14 protein-coding genes are annotated in these 16,343 nt (G+C 70.7%); 8 read left to right on the top strand and 6 right to left on the bottom strand.

The window, feature by feature from the left end; translation table 11 throughout:
- Nucleotides 1–97: 97 nt before the first annotated feature.
- Together ABIA36_RS14050 and zapE are read right to left on the bottom strand one after the other, a co-directional pair.
- Nucleotides 98–1,372 carry an ammonium transporter gene (locus tag ABIA36_RS14050; protein WP_369963109.1) on the bottom strand — a complete coding sequence of 425 codons (1,275 nt, stop codon included), beginning with the start codon at nt 1,370–1,372 and terminating at the stop codon, nt 98–100.
- 220 nt (nt 1,373–1,592) lie between these two features.
- Nucleotides 1,593–2,648 (bottom strand): cell division protein ZapE, encoded by a 1,056-nt coding sequence (gene zapE, locus ABIA36_RS14045; RefSeq protein WP_369963107.1) that lies wholly within the window; start codon nt 2,646–2,648, stop codon nt 1,593–1,595.
- Between the two features lie 127 nt (nt 2,649–2,775).
- On the opposite strand from zapE, the gene ABIA36_RS14040 reads away from it, so the two are divergent.
- A complete protein-coding gene (locus ABIA36_RS14040; RefSeq protein ID WP_369963106.1) occupies nt 2,776–3,693 on the top strand; it encodes a sulfurtransferase in 918 nt (305 codons plus the stop codon).
- A 34-nt stretch (nt 3,694–3,727) separates the two neighbouring features.
- Nucleotides 3,728–4,165: a SufE family protein gene (locus tag ABIA36_RS14035; RefSeq protein ID WP_369963105.1), complete on the top strand. Its 438-nt coding sequence runs from the start codon at nt 3,728–3,730 to the stop codon at nt 4,163–4,165.
- Between the two features lies 1 nt (nt 4,166).
- On the opposite strand, the gene ABIA36_RS14030 is transcribed toward ABIA36_RS14035, so the two are convergent.
- Together ABIA36_RS14030 and ABIA36_RS14025 are read right to left on the bottom strand one after the other, a co-directional pair.
- Nucleotides 4,167–5,228, bottom strand: a complete 1,062-nt coding sequence (locus ABIA36_RS14030) for a S66 peptidase family protein (RefSeq protein WP_369963104.1) — start codon at nt 5,226–5,228, stop codon at nt 4,167–4,169.
- On the bottom strand, nt 5,225–6,418 hold the full coding sequence (locus ABIA36_RS14025) for an alpha/beta hydrolase family protein (RefSeq protein WP_369963103.1): 1,194 nt from the start codon (nt 6,416–6,418) through the stop codon (nt 5,225–5,227). Before ABIA36_RS14025 ends, ABIA36_RS14030 begins: the two co-directional genes overlap by 4 nt.
- Before the next feature lie 131 nt (nt 6,419–6,549).
- Here ABIA36_RS14025 and ABIA36_RS14020 point away from each other — a divergent pair, with 131 nt between their 5' ends.
- From ABIA36_RS14020 to ABIA36_RS13995, 6 genes are all read left to right on the top strand, one after another.
- The gene (locus tag ABIA36_RS14020; protein ID WP_369963760.1) at nt 6,550–7,155 is read left to right on the top strand and encodes a DUF3000 domain-containing protein; all 606 of its coding nucleotides are present in this window, start codon (nt 6,550–6,552) and stop codon (nt 7,153–7,155) included.
- Complete coding sequence (locus tag ABIA36_RS14015) at nt 7,148–8,344, top strand: HRDC domain-containing protein (RefSeq protein WP_369963102.1); 1,197 nt, start codon at nt 7,148–7,150, stop codon at nt 8,342–8,344. Before ABIA36_RS14020 ends, ABIA36_RS14015 begins: the two co-directional genes overlap by 8 nt.
- 71 nt (nt 8,345–8,415) lie before the next feature.
- Nucleotides 8,416–9,624, top strand: a complete 1,209-nt coding sequence (locus ABIA36_RS14010) for an acetyl-CoA C-acyltransferase (protein ID WP_369963101.1) — start codon at nt 8,416–8,418, stop codon at nt 9,622–9,624.
- Nucleotides 9,625–9,630: 6 nt separating this feature from the next.
- Entirely contained in the window at nt 9,631–11,790 is a 2,160-nt protein-coding gene (locus ABIA36_RS14005; RefSeq protein ID WP_369963100.1) for a 3-hydroxyacyl-CoA dehydrogenase NAD-binding domain-containing protein, read from the top strand.
- 190 nt (nt 11,791–11,980) lie between these two features.
- Complete coding sequence (locus tag ABIA36_RS14000) at nt 11,981–13,399, top strand: basic amino acid/polyamine antiporter (protein ID WP_369963759.1); 1,419 nt, start codon at nt 11,981–11,983, stop codon at nt 13,397–13,399.
- A gap of 58 nt (nt 13,400–13,457) precedes the next feature.
- Nucleotides 13,458–14,702 (top strand): arginine deiminase, encoded by a 1,245-nt coding sequence (locus ABIA36_RS13995; protein ID WP_369963099.1) that lies wholly within the window; start codon nt 13,458–13,460, stop codon nt 14,700–14,702.
- Between the two features lie 42 nt (nt 14,703–14,744).
- On the opposite strand, the gene ABIA36_RS13990 is transcribed toward ABIA36_RS13995, so the two are convergent.
- Together ABIA36_RS13990 and ABIA36_RS13985 are read right to left on the bottom strand one after the other, a co-directional pair.
- A complete protein-coding gene (locus ABIA36_RS13990; RefSeq protein WP_369963758.1) occupies nt 14,745–15,641 on the bottom strand; it encodes a formylglycine-generating enzyme family protein in 897 nt (298 codons plus the stop codon).
- A gap of 18 nt (nt 15,642–15,659) precedes the next feature.
- On the bottom strand, nt 15,660–16,271 hold the full coding sequence (locus tag ABIA36_RS13985) for a TetR/AcrR family transcriptional regulator (RefSeq protein WP_369963098.1): 612 nt from the start codon (nt 16,269–16,271) through the stop codon (nt 15,660–15,662).
- Nucleotides 16,272–16,343: the final 72 nt, after the last annotated feature.

Raw genomic sequence — 16,343 nt, 5'->3', positions numbered from 1 at the left:
CCAAATGCAAGCATTACCCTAGCGGCCACGCGGACGCGGAACGGGGCGCCGCCTGCAGGCGGCACCCCGTTCACGGATGCTCGATGGTGCGTCGGGCTCACACCGGCTCGAGCGAGTAGCCCTCCTCGCCGTGCACCACGGTGTCGACGCCGGCCAGCTCGTCCTCGTTCTTGATCCGGAAGCCCATCGTCTTCTGGATGATCCAGCCGATCGCGTAGGCCAGGACGAAGGAGTAGATCAGGACGCTGAAGGCGCCGATCGCCTGCGCTCCGAGCTGGACCAGGCTGCCGCCGTACCAGAGGCTGGAGAACGGCTTGGTGGCGTCGCCGCCGATGTGGGTGAAGCCGAAAATGCCGATCCACAGCGTTCCGACGAGGCCGCCGATGAGGTGGATGCCGACCACGTCGAGCGAGTCGTCGAAGCCGAGCTTGAACTTCAGGTCGATCGCGACGGCGCAGATGGCGCCGGCGACCAGGCCGAGCAGGATCGCGAAGCCCGGGGTCAGGATGTTACAGGCCGGGGTGATCGCGACCAGGCCGGCCACGGCACCCGACGCCGCACCGATCGAGGTGGGTTTGCCGTCCTTGATCTTCTCGACGATCAGCCAGCCGATGGTCGCGGCGGCCGGGGCGGCGAGGGTGTTGATCCAGGCGATCGCGGCGACGCCGTCGACCGCGGCCTCCGAGCCGGCGTTGAAGCCGAACCAGCCGAACCACAGCAGCGCGGCGCCGAGCAGGGTCAGCGGCACGTTGTGCGGCTTGTTCATGCCCTTCTGGAAGCCGACGCGCTTGCCGAGCACCAGGGCGAGGGCGAGGCCTGCCGCACCGGCGTTGATGTGGACCGCGGTGCCACCGGCGAAGTCGTTCACGTGCAGGATGGAGGAGATCCAGCCGTCCTGCAGGTTGAACACCCAGTAGGCGACCGGGAAGTAGACGACCGTCACCCAGATGCCGGCGAACACCATCCAGGCGCCGAACTTGGCGCGGTCAGCGATAGCGCCCGAGATCAGGGCGACGGTGATGATGGCGAATGTGGCCTGGAAGCCGGCGAACGCGAGGCCGCCGAGGTCGGGCGTCATCCCGTCCTTGCCCATCAGGCTGCTGAGGAACAGGTCGGGCGTGCCGAGCACGTGCGGGATGAGCGGCTTGCCGAACGAGAGCCCGTAGCCGTAGACGACCCAGAGCACGCCGACGATGGCCATCGCGCCGAAGCTCATCATCATCATGGAGACGACGCTCTTCGCGCGGACCATGCCGCCGTAGAAGAAGGCGACGCCGGGCGTCATCAGCAGGACGAGCGCTGCGGCGACGAGCAGCCACAGGGCGTTGACCGTCCCTGTCGTTGCGTAGTCCGCTGCTGTGTGCAAAACCATGCGAGTCTCCACCTCTCTTTGCGACGCCCTGGGGATGGGTTCGGACTCATCGGAGCCGAGCCGGGCGCTTCGGGGTGGAGCCAGTCTTGTCGCGGGAGGTTTCGGCGGCGGGATGCTCGTGTTTCGCGGGTGTTACGTATCCCTGCACTGTGTAAACAGTCTGTTTCGGGGCCGTGCGAATCCCCGGGGCGGGTGCCGAGCGGTCGCCCGGAGACGTCCGCTACTCGTCGTGCGGCGGCAGTTCGCCCGCGGTGAGGGCGATCATGCGGGACATCGAGCGGAGGTACTTCTTGCGGTAGCCACCGCCCAGCATCTCGTCGTCGAACACCTCGCTGAGCGGGGTGCCGGTCTGCACGACCGGGATCTCCGCGTCGTACACGCGGTCGATGAACGCCACCAGCCGGAGGGCCGCCATCTGGTCGTGCAGCACGTGCACGTCGGCCAGGCCGATGACGTCGACGCCCTCCAGCATCTTGATGTAGCGCGAGGGGTGCACCGTCGCGAGGTGGGAGATGAGGCCGTCGAACGTGTCGCTGGTCGCCGTCTCGCCGCGAGCGGTCAGCGCGGCCAGCACCCGGTCGTACTCCCCCGCGTCGACGCTGATCGCGGAGCCGGTGGTGTCGCGGCGGCGGTAGTCGAGGCCGTCGATGCGCAGGGTCTGGAAGTTGGCGGAGAGCGATTGGATCTCGCGCAGGAAGTCGCTGGCGGCGAACCGGCCCTCGCCGAGGGCGTTCGGCGGGGTGTTGCTGGTGGCCGCGATCCGGGTCCCCGAGGCGACGAGCTCGCCCAGCATCCGGGTCATCATCATGGTGTCGCCCGGGTCGTCCAGCTCGAACTCGTCGATGCAGATCAGGGTCGAGCCGCGCAGGAGGTCGACCGCGCCCGCGTAACCGAGCGCGCCGACCAGCGCGGTGTACTCGATGAAGGTGCCGAAGTACTTGGGGCCGGGCGCCTCGTGCCAGAGCGCGGCCAGGAGGTGGGTCTTGCCGACGCCGAAGCCGCCGTCGAGGTAGACGCCCGGCTTCATGGCCTCCACCTTGCGGCGGCTGCGGCTGAACAGGCCGGCGGGGCGCTGCGGCTCCCACGACTTGGCGAACAGCTTCAGCGTGGCGACGGCCTCCGACTGCGACGGGTAGTCGTGGTCGGGCCGGTACGACTCGAAGGTGGCGTGCTCGAACTGCGACGGCGGCACCAGGCTCGCCGCGATCTCGGCGCCGGTGATCGCCGGCGAGCGGTCCGCGAGGCGGGGCAGGGCTCCGGTCGTCTCGATCGTCATGTCTGGATGCGCACCTTTAGTGTGAAGAAGTGTTGACGGAAGCGTCGTCACCCGCTGCGGGCCGCGTAGCCTGGACTCCTGGCCCGCGATTTCGCAGGCTCCCAGCCTAACCCGGAGGATCAGCAGCATGGCCATCGCCCCCGACCCGTCGACCGACTTCGCCGGCTACGCGCACCCCGAACGGCTGGTGAGCACGGGCTGGCTGGCCGAGCACCTGGGTGAGCCCGGGCTGGTCGTGGTGGAGTCCGACGAGGACGTGCTGCTCTACAACACCGGACACATCCCCGGCGCAGTCAAGATCGACTGGCACACCGACCTCAACGACCCGGTCGTGCGCGACTATGTCGGCCCGGAGGCGTTCGCCGAGCTGCTCGGCTCCAAGGGCATCGCCCGCGACACCACCGTCGTCATCTACGGCGACAAGAACAACTGGTGGGCGGCCTACGCGCTCTGGGTGTTCACGCTGTTCGGCCACGAGGACGTCCGCCTGCTGGACGGCGGCCGGGACAAGTGGATCGCGGAGGGCCGTGAGTTCACCCGCGAGGTGCCGACTCCCGCGCCGGTCGAGTACCCGGTGGTGGAGCGCGACGACCACACCATCCGCGCCTTCAAGGACGACGTGCTCGCCCACCTCGGGCTCGTCCGTTCGGGTGAAGGGGCTTTGATCGACGTCCGCTCGCCCGAGGAGTACAGCGGCGAGCGCACCGAGATCCCCGGCTACCCGACCGAGGGCGCCCTGCGCGCCGGCCACATCCCGTCGGCGGCGTCGGTGCCGTGGGCGCGCGCCGCCGCCCCGGACGCGACTTTCAAGCGCCGCGCCGACCTGGAGGCCGTCTACCTCGGCGACGCCGGCCTGAAGCCCGGCGACGACGTGGTGGCGTACTGCCGCATCGGCGAGCGCTCCAGCCACACCTGGTTCGTGCTCACCCACCTGCTCGGCTTCGAGAACGTCCGCAACTACGACGGCTCGTGGACGGAGTGGGGCTCGGCCGTGCGCGTGCCGATCGCGACGGGGGCGGAGCCGGGCGAGGTCCCGGCTCGCTGACCTCCCACACAGCACGCGAAGGTAGCCTTTAAGGATGACCGCCCTCACCGGCACGCTCGCCGAGATCCGCGACGACTTCCAGGCGTTGGAGCAGAACGACCGCCTGCAGTTGCTGCTGGAGTTCTCCGACGAGCTGCCCGACCTCCCGGAGCGCTACCGCGACCACCCCGACCTGCTGGAGCGGGTCGAGGAGTGCCAGGCGCCGGTCTACATCTTCGTGGAGGTGGACGAGCACGACATCGTCCACCTCTACGCCACGGCCCCCCAGGAGGCCCCCACCACCCGCGGCTTCGCGTCGATCCTCGTCCAGGGGCTCGCCGGGCTCACTGCCGACCAGGTGCTGGCCGTGCCGGACGACTTCCCGAACACGCTCGGCCTCACCCAGGCGGTGTCGCCGCTGCGCCTCCGCGGGATGTCGGCGCTGCTCGGCCGCGCGAAGCGCCAGGTGCGGGCGAAGCTGGCGGCGGCGTAGCTCAGCCGCGGCTGTAGTCGGCGAAGACCCGCCGGCTCGCGCCGTCGAGGGTGATCCGCCCGCCGTACGGCACGATCCACTGCGGCGAGGTGTGCCCGAACGGCACGCCCACGCACACCACCGCGTCCGGGTTGTACTCGGCGACCGTCTCGATCACGGCGTCGCGCTGCGCCTGGCGCAGCCGCTGCCGCTCGGCCGCTTCCGGCCGGTGCTCGAACGTGCTCACCGGGGGCCGGGCTGCGAGCACGCCCGCGAGCGGCGCGAGCAGCCCGCGCTCGCCCAGCGCGCGCAGCGTGTAGCGCACCCAGTGCGCCGGCGGCGTCAGCTCGCTGGTCTCCAGCAGCAGCACCGCGCCCTCCAGCGCCGACGGCGGGAACGGGAAGCGGTCGGCGAGCAGGATCCAGTCCACGACCTCGAGGCAGCCGCCCCACGTCGTCCCGGTGACGCTGCGCGCCGGACCTGCCCAGGCGAATCCCTCGGTCGGCTCGCGCTCCCCTGTCTCGCTCAGCGCGCGTGGATCGCCCCAGTCGGTCCCGAAGTCCTCCGACTCCCCCGGGTCGGTCAGCTCGATCGCATCGCCGCCGAGCAGCGCGGCGCGCAGCGACCGCGCGTGGATGTCGTGCACGCGCGGACCGGGCCCCAGGTTCACCTGTGTGCTGCCGCCGTAGAAGCCGGCGACGCCCGCGGTCCAGAGCCAGTTGAGGAGGTTCGTGTTGTCGCTGTAGCCGAGGAACGGCTTCGGGTCGGCGCGTACAGCCTCCCGGGCGAGGTGCGGGATCACCCGGACCTGGTCGTCGCCGCCGATGGTCGCCAGGACCGCTCGGATGCCGGGGTCCGCGAACGCCGCGTTCAGGTCCCGCGCCCGCTCCTCCGGCGTCGCGCCGAGCTGGCGGGTGGTCGGGTACTCGACCGGCACCAAACCGGTCAGCTCCTCCAGCCTCCGCAGCGCCTGTTCGTGCACGGCCGGCCAGCGCGCGGGCGCCGCGAACGACGGCGAGAGCACGGCCACCCGGTCCCCCGGTCGGGCCGCGGGCGGCACGACGGGACGGTGCGCCCCGCTCACGCGCGCTCGTCCAGCCACTCCCGGACGGCCGCCGACCACTTCGCCTCGTCGTAGTTCCAGAGCTTGGTGTGCAGCGCGACCGTGAAGGGCACGAACGTGACGATGTCGCTGCGCGCCGCGGCGAGCGCGCGGGAGGCGGTGTCGGGCACGAAGCCGTCGTCCTGGCTGTGCAGGATGAGCATCGGGAGGCTGAGGTCGGCCGCCCGCGCCACGAAGTCCATGCTGCGCAGGTCGATCGGCGCGCCGAGGCCGGTGATCGGCCCGCTCCACTCGGAGGCGATCAGGCGCATCGCGCCCTGGGCGATCGCGTCGGGCAGACGCAGCATGTTCGCCTGGAACTCGAGCGTGTCGATCCAGTCGACGACCGGCGACTCCAGCACCACGCCTGTCACCAGCTCCAGGTTCTGCGACCGGGTGACCGTCTGCAGCACGACCGCGCCGCCCATCGACCAGCCCATCAGCACGATCGAGCGCGCACCGTGGTCCGCGGCGTACCGGATGGCCGCGTCGATATCCCGCCACTCCGTCCCCCCGAGGCCGTAGCGGCGATCGGCGCTCTCGGGGGCGTCGCCGTCGTTGCGGTACGAGGCGAGGAGGCAGGTGTACCCGGCGGCGTGGAACGTCGGCACCGCACGCAGACCCTCCTGCCGCGTCGCGCCCCAGCCGTGCACCTGGATCACCCAGCGGTCGCCGGAGGCCGCCTCGTCGGCCGGGAACACCCACGCCGGCGCCTGCCCCAGGTCGGTCTCGATCTCCACGCTCTCCACCGGCAGGCCGAGCTCCTCCGGCTCCAGGTAGTAGTACCCGCTGATCCGCGCCCGCCCGGGCCCGAGCTCGCCGAAGTGGATGCGCTCCAGCTCGCGGACGACGCTGCCGTCCGTGGTCTCCAGGAGGCCGCCGAGTTTCGCATAGCCCGACTCCGAGCCGAACCACAGCCCGAACCGGCCGGGCATGGCCGAGTCCGGCGTGCGTTTGAGCGTGATGGTGCCGAGCGCCTCGTCCACGCCGCGCACCAGCTCGCGGTGCGGCCGCCGGCGCACCGGCGTGATCACCGTCCGCGCCACCCGCGCCACCGCATAGGCGGCGGACGCCGCCGCGACCAGCGCGAGCCCCCCGGCCACGGCCGCTCCGACGCCGACCGCCCTCCCGAGTGCCCCGTTCCCGCCCGATCCGCTGCCCGTGCTCGCCATGCCCGACAGCGTAGCCGTGCCAACGGGCCGCCGCCTCCAGGAGTTCGCCAGGCGGCGTGCCTTACTGTCGCCGGCCCCCGAACCCTTCTAGTGTTCGTAGCGTGTCGACACCCACTTCGACCCCGCCGCATCTGCCCGGGGATCCGCACCCGCCAGGGGAGCCCCACCTGCCCCGGGAATTCGCGGCGGCGCTGGAGTCCATCCGCGCTGCGAAGGCACGGCCCGAGCTCGTGATCACGGAGATCCCCGCTCCCGCCCAACTCGCGCCCTACTCCATCGCCCTCGCCGCCGACGTGCGGCCGGCCCGGCACGGCGACGACTCGGACCTCGGCACCGGACGCTTCATCCTGCTCTACGACCCCGACGAGCCGGAGGCCTGGGGCGGCCCGTTCCGCATCGTCTGCTTCGCACAGGCGCCGCTGGAGACCGACATCGGGCTGGACCCGTTCCTCGCCGACGTCGCCTGGTCCTGGCTGGTCGACGCGCTCGACGCGCGCCACGCCAAGTACACCGCGGCCAGCGGCACCGCGACCAAGATCATCTCCACCGGCTTCGGCGAGCTCGCCGCCCAGGGCGACGGCGCCCAGATCGAGCTGCGCGCCTCCTGGAGCCCGCTCGAGACCGACATCGCCGCCCACGTCGAGGGCTGGGGCGAGCTGCTCTGCATGCTGGCCGGCCTGCCGCCGACGGGCGAAGGGGTGAGCCTGCTGAGCACGAGACGGACACCGCGTGGCTGAACACACCGTCATCACCACCCGCGACAGCTACTACCAGGCGCTCGAACAGATCGTGGCGGGCGAGGGCCCCATCGCGGTCGACGCCGAGCGGGCCAGCGGCTTCCGCTACTCCCAGCGCGCGTACCTCATCCAGATGTTCCGGCGCGGCTCCGGCACCTTCCTGTTCGACCCGCCGGCGATCGGCCGGTTCGACGAGCTCAACGAGGCGATCTCCGGGGACGAGTGGGTGCTGCACGCCGCCACGCAGGACCTCACCTGCCTGCGCGAGGTCGGCCTCGACCCGGTCAGCATCTTCGACACCGAGCTGGCCGCGCGCCTGCTCGGGATGCCGCGCGTCGGCCTCGGCACCGTGGTGGAGGAGCTGCTCGGCATCCACCTCGCCAAGGAGCACAGCGCGGCCGACTGGTCGACCCGTCCGCTGCCCGAGCCGTGGCTGGACTACGCCGCCCTCGACGTCGAACTGCTGCCGGACCTCCGCGACGCGATCGACGGGCTGCTCACGGAGGCCGGCAAGAGCGACATCGCCCGGCAGGAGTTCGCCGACGAGCTCACCCGCGAGCTCGTCGTTCCACGGCACGAGCCGTGGCGGCGGCTGTCCGGCATCCACTCGGTGCGGGGACTGCGCAACCTGGCGGTCGCACGCGAGCTGTGGCTGAGCCGCGACGCGCTCGCCCAGCAGCTCGACGTCGCGCCCGGCCGGCTCGTCCCCGACGCCGCCCTGACCGCCGCCGCCAAGGCCATGCCCGATTCCAAGCGCGCCCTCGCCGCCATGCGCGAGTTCACCGGCCGCGCCAGCCGCACCGAGCTCGACCGCTGGTGGGCCGCGATCGAGGCCGGACGGACGACCGACGACCTGCCCGTCCTGCGCGGCACCGGCGACAGCCTCCCGCCGCCCCGGGCCTGGGCCGACCGCAACCCGGACGCCGACGCCCGGCTGAAGGCCGCGCGCGCGGCTCTGACGACCGTCGCCGAGGGGCTCTCGCTGCCGCTGGAGAACCTGCTCACCCCCGACACGCTGCGCCGCGTCGCGTGGGCGCCGCCGGCCGACATCACGCCGTCGACGGTCGCCGACGCGCTCGCGCAGCACGGCGCGCGGCGCTGGCAGATTGAGGCAACCTCACAGCCGATCGCCCAGGCCTTTGTGGAAAGCAGCCAAACGCCCGGCGACGCGTCCGAAGCCGCTTCGTAGAAAGAATCAAACGATTCCACCCCCGGGTTCGACCCTCTTTAGGATCGATGGCGACCTGATTGGGAGGCACTGTGGCCGAAAGAACGGAAGTCGTGTTCGTCGACGGAGTTCGCACTCCGTTTGGACGTGCGGGCGAAAAAGGGCAGTACTGGAACACCCGCGCGGATGACCTGGTCGTCAAGGCCATCATCGGCCTGCTGGAGCGGAATCCGAACGTGCCCAAGGAGCGCATCGACGACGTCGCCATCGCTGCGACGACGCAGCAGGGTGACCAGGGCCTGACCCTGGGCCGCACCGCGGCGCTCCTCGCCGGGCTGCCGAAGTCGGTGCCCGGTTTCGCGATCGACCGGATGTGCGCCGGCGCGATGACCAGCGTCACCACGCTCGGCTCCGGTATCGCGTTCGGCAGCTACGACCTGGTGATCGCCGGCGGCGTGGAGCACATGGGCCGGCACCCGATGGGCTTCGGCGCCGACCCGAACCCGCGTTTCCTGTCGGAGCGCATGGTCGGCGAGGACGCCCTCAACATGGGCATGACCGCCGAGCGCATCCACGACCGGTTCCCCGCGCTCACCAAGGAGCGCTCCGACCGGTTCGCCCTTGCCAGCCAGCAGAAGACCGCCGCCGCGTACGCCGCGGGCAAGCTGCAGCCGGACCTGGTGCCGGTCGCCATCCGCTCCGAGCAGGGCTGGGGCCTCGCCACGCAGGACGAGGGCATGCGCCCGGAGACCACGATGGCGGGCCTGGCCACGCTGAAGACGCCGTTCCGCCCGCACGGCCGGGTGACGGCGGGCAACGCGTCGCCGCTCACCGACGGCGCCACCGCGAGCCTGCTGGCCTCCTCCGACGCGGTCAAGGAATTCGGCCTGACGCCGAAGATGCGCATGGTCAGCTTCGCCTTCGCCGGCGTGGAGCCGGAGATCATGGGCATCGGCCCGGTGCCCTCCACCGAGAAGGCGCTCCGCAAGGCCGGCCTCACGATCGAGGACATCGGCCTGTTCGAGCTGAACGAGGCATTCGCCATCCAGGTGCTGTCGTTCCTCGACCACTTCGGCATCGACGACCAGGACCCGCGGGTCAACAAGTGGGGCGGCGCGATCGCGGTCGGCCACCCGCTCGCCGCGAGCGGCGTCCGCCTGATGATCCAGCTCGCGCGCCAGTTCGAGGAGCACCCGGAGGTCCGCTACGGCCTCACCGCGATGTGCGTCGGCCTCGGCCAGGGCGGGACCGTGATCTGGGAGAACCCCCACTACAGCAAGCGCGCGGCGAAGAAGGGCTGAGCACCAGTGACCGACTACAGCACCATCGACTTCTCCCCCCTCGTCGAACTCACCTCCGACGAGGTCGTCACCCACTCCTACGTGAAGGACGTGCCGCTGCCCAGCGGCAAGACCCTCGCGCTGGTCACCCTCGACAACGGCCGCGACCACACCCGGCCGAACACGATGGGTCCGGCCACGCTCCTGGAGCTCGGGAAGACTTTCGACGCGCTGACCGAGCGGGCCGCCCGCGGCGAGATCGACGCGGTCGCCGTCACCGGCAAGCCGTTCATCCTCGCCGCGGGCGCCGACCTCAGCCGGGTCGGCGACATCCCGAGCGTGGAGGTCGCCAGGCTGCTCCCCCAGCTCGGCCACTACGTGCTCGGCAAGCAGGCGACCTTCGGCGTCCCGTCGTTCGTGTTCACGAACGGCCTCGCGCTGGGCGGCGGCGTGGAGATCGGCCTCAACGCCGACTACCGCACCATCGACCGCAACGCGGCGGCGTTCGCGCTCCCCGAGGTCTTCCTCGGCCTGATCCCGGGCTGGGGCGGCGCGACCATCCTGCCGAACCTGATCGGTATCGAGAACGCCCTCAAGGTCGTCGTCGAGAACCCGCTCAAGCAGAACCGGATGCTGAAGCCGCAGGAGGTCTTCGAACTCGGGATCGCCGACGCGATCTTCGACTCGGCGAACTTCCTCGAGGACTCGCTGCTCTGGGCCGACAAGGTGCTCACCGGCGCCGTCGAGGTCAAGCGCCCGAACGTGCCGGGCAAGGTCGAGCGCCTGGTCAAGTGGGACGCCGCGATCGGCATCGCCCGCAAGATGCTCGAGAGCCGCATCGGCACCGTCCCGAAGTCGCCGTACAAGGCGCTGGAGCTGCTGAAGGCCGCCAAGTCGAACGACCGCGCGGCGGGCTTCGAGCTGGAGGACGAGGCGCTCGCCGAGCTCATCTCCGGCGACCAGTTCCAGGCCAGCATCTACGCCTTCAACCTCGTGCAGAAGCGGGCCAAGCGCCCGGCCGGCGCCCCGGACAAGGCGCTGGCCAAGAAGGTCACCAAGATCGGCGTGATCGGCGCCGGCTACATGGCCAGCCAGTTCGCACTGCTGTTCGTCCGCCGGCTGCGCGTGCCCGTCGTCATCACCGACCTGGACCAGGCGCACGTCGACAAGGGCGTGGCGTACATCCACGACGAGATCGGCAAGCTCCAGGAGAAGGGCCGCATCTCCCCCGACGAGGCGAACCGTCTCCGCGCGCTGGTGACCGGCACGACCGACAAGGCCGACTTCGCCGACTGCGACTGGGTCATCGAGGCCGTCTTCGAGGAGCTGACCGTCAAGCAGGACGTCTTCGCGGAGGTCGAGCAGTACCTCTCCGACGAGGCCGTGCTGGCGACCAACACCTCCTCGCTGTCGGTGGAGCAGATCGGCGCCAAGCTGAAGCGCCCCGAGCGCCTGGTCGGCTTCCACTTCTTCACCCCGGTCGCGGTGATGCCGCTGATCGAGGTCGTGAAGACCCCGCTCACCGACGACGCCACGCTCTCCACCGCGATGGTCACCGCGGCGGCGCTCAAGAAGAACGCGGTCATCACCGCCGACACCCCCGGCTTCGTCGTGAACCGGGTGCTCGCGAAGATCCTCGGCGAGGCGATGCACGCCGTGGACGACGGCACCCCGTTCGAGACCGTGGACAAGGCGTTCGCGCCGCTCGGCCTCCCGATGGCGCCCTCCGTGCTGCTCGACCTGGTCGGCCTCAAGGTCGGCGCGCACGTGCTCGACACGCACCACGCGGCCTTCCCCGACCGGTTCTACCGCAGCGAGAACCTGCACCGCCTGGCGGAGTACGGCACGCTGCTGGAGAAGGACGGCAAGGGCAAGGTGAAGGGCCTCGACAAGGGCGCGGCCAAGATCCTCGCCGGCGGCAAGAACCCGTGGACGGAGCAGGAGATCCTGCGCCGGCTCGAGGACGGCCTCGCCGACGAGATCCACCGCATGCTCGTGGACGACCACGTGGTCGAGGCGCCGGAGGACATCGACCTCTGCATGATCCTTGGCGCAGGCTTCCCGTTCCAGATGGGCGGCATCACGCCGTACCTCGACCGGGTCGGGGCCTCCGAGCGCGTCTTCGGCGACACCTTCCAGCACCCGCCCGTGCGCGGCGTCCTCACCCCCGCGGAGGCTGTCGCCTAACCCGCGAGTACGCGAAAAATACGCCTGAAACCGCCGAGTACGCAGATTTTCTGCGGACTCGGCGGTTTCGGTTTTTCACCCGCGACGGGTCTTGACCGGCGCGAACGGGGCTGGTTAGCGTTCATATATCTCACTGGTGTGCGACGTTGGGGGCTCCGTGACGGATCAGAAGGCAGTGCCGCAGACAGGGATGTCCGCTCCGGTGAAGCTCTCGATGCTCACCATGACCGGCATGGTCGTCGGCAGCATGGTCGGCGCCGGGGTGTTCTCGCTCCCCCGCCGGTTCGCGCAGGAGACCGGCGTCGCGGGCGCGCTCATCGCGTGGACGATCGCGGGCGTCGGCATGCTGATGCTCGCGTTCGTCTTCCAGCTCCTGGCCAACCGCAAGCCGAACCTCGACGCCGGCGTCTACGCGTACGCCAAGGCCGGGTTCGGCGAGTATCTCGGCTTCTTCTCCGCGTTCGGCTACTGGGCAAGCGCCTCCGTCGGCCTGGTCTTCTACTGGGTCTTCATCATGTCCACGATCGGCGCAGCGGTACCGGCGTTCGGCAACGGCGACACGATCCTCGCCATCGGGATCTCCTCGGCGGCGCTGTGGGGCTTCTTCCTCCTCATCCGCCGAGGCATCAAGGAGGCCGCGGCGATCAACCGCATCGTCACGGTCGCCAAGGTCGTGCCGATCATCGTGTTCATCCTGCTGGCGCTCTTCGTGCTCAAGCCCGACGTGTTCGCGGCGAACTGGGGCGGCGCCGACTACGCCGGCTCGCTGTTCAACCAGGTCCGCAACACGATGCTGGTCACCGTCTTCGTGTTCCTGGGCGTGGAGGGCGCGAGCACCTACTCCCGGCACGCGAAACGCCGCCAGGATGTGGGCCGCGCCACCATTCTCGGCTTCGTCAGTGTCTTCGCGGTGTTCGCCTCGGTCACCATCGTCTCCTACGGCGTGCTGCCGATGGGCGAGATCGCGAAGCTCCGGCAGCCGTCGATGGCCGGGGTACTGGAGGCCGCGGTCGGCCCGTGGGGCGCCTGGTTCGTCAGCATCGGCCTCATCGTGTCCGTGCTCGGCGCCTACCTGGCCTGGTCGCTGATGGCGGCCGAGGTGCTGTTCGTAGCCGCCAAGGACCACGACATGCCGCGCTTCCTCGCCCGCTCGAACAGCCAGGACGTGCCCACCGCGGCACTCCTGCTGACGGCGCTGTTCGTGCAGGCCGTGCTGGTCATCATCTACTTCGCCAACGACGCGCTGAACCTGGCCCTCGACCTGACCAGCGCGCTCACCCTCATCCCCTTCTTCCTCGCCGCGCTGTATGCGCTCAAACTCGTGACGACACGGGAGACCTATGTGCAGGAGCCGCACGGCTGGGGCCGCGACCTGGTCGTGACGGTGCTGGCGACGATCTACACCGCCTTCCTGCTCTTCGCCGCCGGCCTCACCTTCGTGCTCCTGTCGTTCATCATCTACGCGCCGGCGACCATCCTGTTCGTCATGGTCCGGCGCGAGCAGGGCAGGAAGGTCTTCAGCGGCCGCGAGCTCATCATCTTCGCCGTCTCGGTGCTCGGGGCGATCCTGGGCATCGTGGCGCTCTCGGTCGGCTGGATCAGCCTGTGACGACGCCCGAACGCTTTCCGTCGAACAACCATCACGCACGACACGTAAGGGGAACACTGTGACCGACACGACATTCGGCGTCCACTCGGAGGTCGGGCAGCTCCGGCGCGTGCTCGTCGCCTCGCCCGGGCTCGCGCACCACCGGCTCACGCCGACGAACGCCGACGACCTCCTCTTCGACGACGTGATGTGGGTCGAGAACGCCAAGCGCGACCACGCCGCATTCGTCGCCGACCTGCGCTCCAACGGGGTCGAGGTGCTCGAACTGCACGCGGTGTTGGCCGAGACGGTCGCGCAGCCGGAGGCTCGGGCCTGGCTGCTCGACCGCAAGGTCGTCCCGAACGAGGTCGGCCTCGGCCTCATGGAGGGCACCCGGGCATTCCTGGAGTCGCTGCCCGCCGACCGGCTGGCCCAGTTCCTCATCGGCGGCCTCGCGACGGCCGACCTCCCCGAGGACTACCGCACCGGCTATATCGCGCTCGCCCGCGAGTCGACCGGCGTCCGCGAGTACCTGATGCCGCCGCTGCCGAACACGCTCTACACGCGCGACACCACGTCGTGGATCTACGGCGGCGTCACCCTCAACCCGCTCTACTGGCCGGCGCGCCACGACGAGACCCTGCTGATGAAGGCGATCTACCTGTTCCACCCGGCGTTCGCGGGCGCGCGCGTCTGGTGGGGCGACCCCGAGCTCGACTGGGGCCAGGCGACCCTGGAGGGCGGCGACGTCATGCCCGCGGGGAACGGGGCGGTGCTCATCGGCATGAGCGAGCGCAGCTCGCGGCAGGCGATCACGCAGACCGCGGCGGCGCTCTTCGAGGCCGGCGCGGCCGAGCAAGTCATCGTCGCCGGAATGCCCAAGCTCCGTTCGGCCATGCACCTCGACACCGTGTTCACCTTCGCCGACCGCGACCTGGTCACGCTGTACCCGGCGATCATGGACCGCGTGCACACGTTCACGCTGCGCCCCGGCAGCGGCACGAACCCCGTCGACGTCATCGACGAGGACGGCCGCGCGTTCGTGGACGTCGTCGCCGGTGCGCTCGGCCTCCCCCGGCTGCGCGTGATCGAGACCGCGGGCGACAACTACGAGACCGAGCGGCAGCAGTGGGACAGCGGCAACAACGCCGTCGCCCTGCGTCCGGGCGTCGTCTACGCCTACGACCGCAACACGGCCACCAACGACGCCCTCCGCCGTGCGGGGGTGGAGGTCATCCCGATCGTCGGAGCGGAGCTCGGCCGAGGACGCGGCGGCGGCCACTGTATGACCTGCCCGCTGCTGCGCGACCCGGTGGACTTCTAGGCGCTGCCTGCTGCGGTGATCCCGCTGGGCCGCCGGCTTCTCTCAGATGTCGGCGGCGCAGCGGAAGCCGATGTGGGTGGTCGCGGTGTCGTCGGCTTGCGGCGAGCGCGCGGCGGGGCGAAAGCGCAGGCAGTAGTCGGGCGAGCACAGGTACGAGCCGCCCTTCAGCACGCGCCGCGGGATGCGCGAGCCGGGCTCGGCACTCGCCGACGCGAGCAGATTAACGCGCGGTCCGGCCTCCACGGACTCCTGCCCGGGCACGACGTGGCGGGGCGCGTAGTAGTCGCTGGTCCACTCCCAGGTGTTGCCGATGAGGTCGTAGAGCCCGTAGCCGTTCGCCGGGTAGGAACCGACCGGCGCCGTGGTCGCGCCGAACCGGCCGCGGTTGTCGTAGGGGAAGCTCCCGATCCAGGTGTTCGCCTGCGCCTCGCCGGCCGGGTAGGGCTCCTCTCCCCAGGCGAAGCGCGCCCCGTCGACGCCGCCCCGCGCCGCGTACTCGTGCTCGGCCTCGGTGGGGAGCCGCTTTCCCGCCCACGCGGCATAGGCGGAGGCGTCCTCGAACGCGACCTGGACGACGGGGTGGTCCATCCGGTCCCCGATACTCGAGTCGGGTCCCTCCGGATGTCTCCACTGGGCGCCCGGCTCCCAGCGCCACCACTGCCGCCAGTCGCGCAGGTCGACCGGCCCGGAGCTCGCGGTGAACACCATCGCCCCCGGCACCAGGTCCGCCGGGGCGACCCCCGGGTAGTCGGCCGGGTCCATCGGCCGCTCGGCCACGGTCACATAGCCGGTCGCCTCAACGAACCGGGCGAAGTCCGCGTTGGTGACCGCATACCGGTCGAGGAGGAAGCCGCCGACGGTGCGCTCGTGGACGGGCTGCTCGTCGGGGTAGAACTCGTCGCTCCCCATCCGGAAGGTCCCGCCGTCGATGCGCACCATGTCGTCCACACGGCCACGCTACCGCTCGGCGGGCGTCCCGCCGATGAGGACCAGGTCCAGGTAGCCGCGCAGGGCCGCGGCCGCGTCGATCCGCTCGGGGGTGTAGAGCCACTGGAGCTGGATGCCCTCCCACAGCGCCACCACCGTGGCCGCGGCGAGCGCGGGGTCGACGCCGTCGCGAAGCCGGCCCGTCGCGGCGAGCGTGGCGAACTCGCGCTCGTAGGACGCCTGCATCCCGGCATACCGGCCGAGGAAGTACTCGTGGCCAGGGTGCTCGGGACTGGTGGCCTCCGCGGCGAGGATGCTGTAGAGCGCGATGAGCCCGGGGATGCCCTCGTTCCGGCGCGCCTGCGCGACGATGGCGTCGGGGAACGGGAGGTCGTCGACCGCTCTCCCTCCCCACTCATCACGGCGCGCGAGCACCGCCAGGAGCAGCTCCTCCTTGCCGCCGAAGTGGTGCTGGAGCGTGCTCAACCCGATGCCGGCCGCCGCGGCGATCTCGCGCAGCGAACTGCCGTGGTAGCCGCGGGTGGCGAACACGCGGTACGCCTCGTCCACGATCTGCTGCCGCCGCTCGGCCGACTTGGCGTACGGCCCACGGCGTCGCGCGGGTTCCTCGGCCTCCGCCACGCCCACCTCCAAATTAGGTCAGCCGAACCATTTTCGGCTACGGTCGATGCTAGCGCCTCCACGCCGCCGTGA

This window comes from Leifsonia sp. EB34, from assembly GCF_041260585.1.
Lineage (GTDB): Bacteria > Actinomycetota > Actinomycetes > Actinomycetales > Microbacteriaceae > Leifsonia.
The sequence above is the reverse complement of the archived record's forward strand: the minus strand, read 5'-3'. Positions and strand labels throughout refer to the sequence as shown.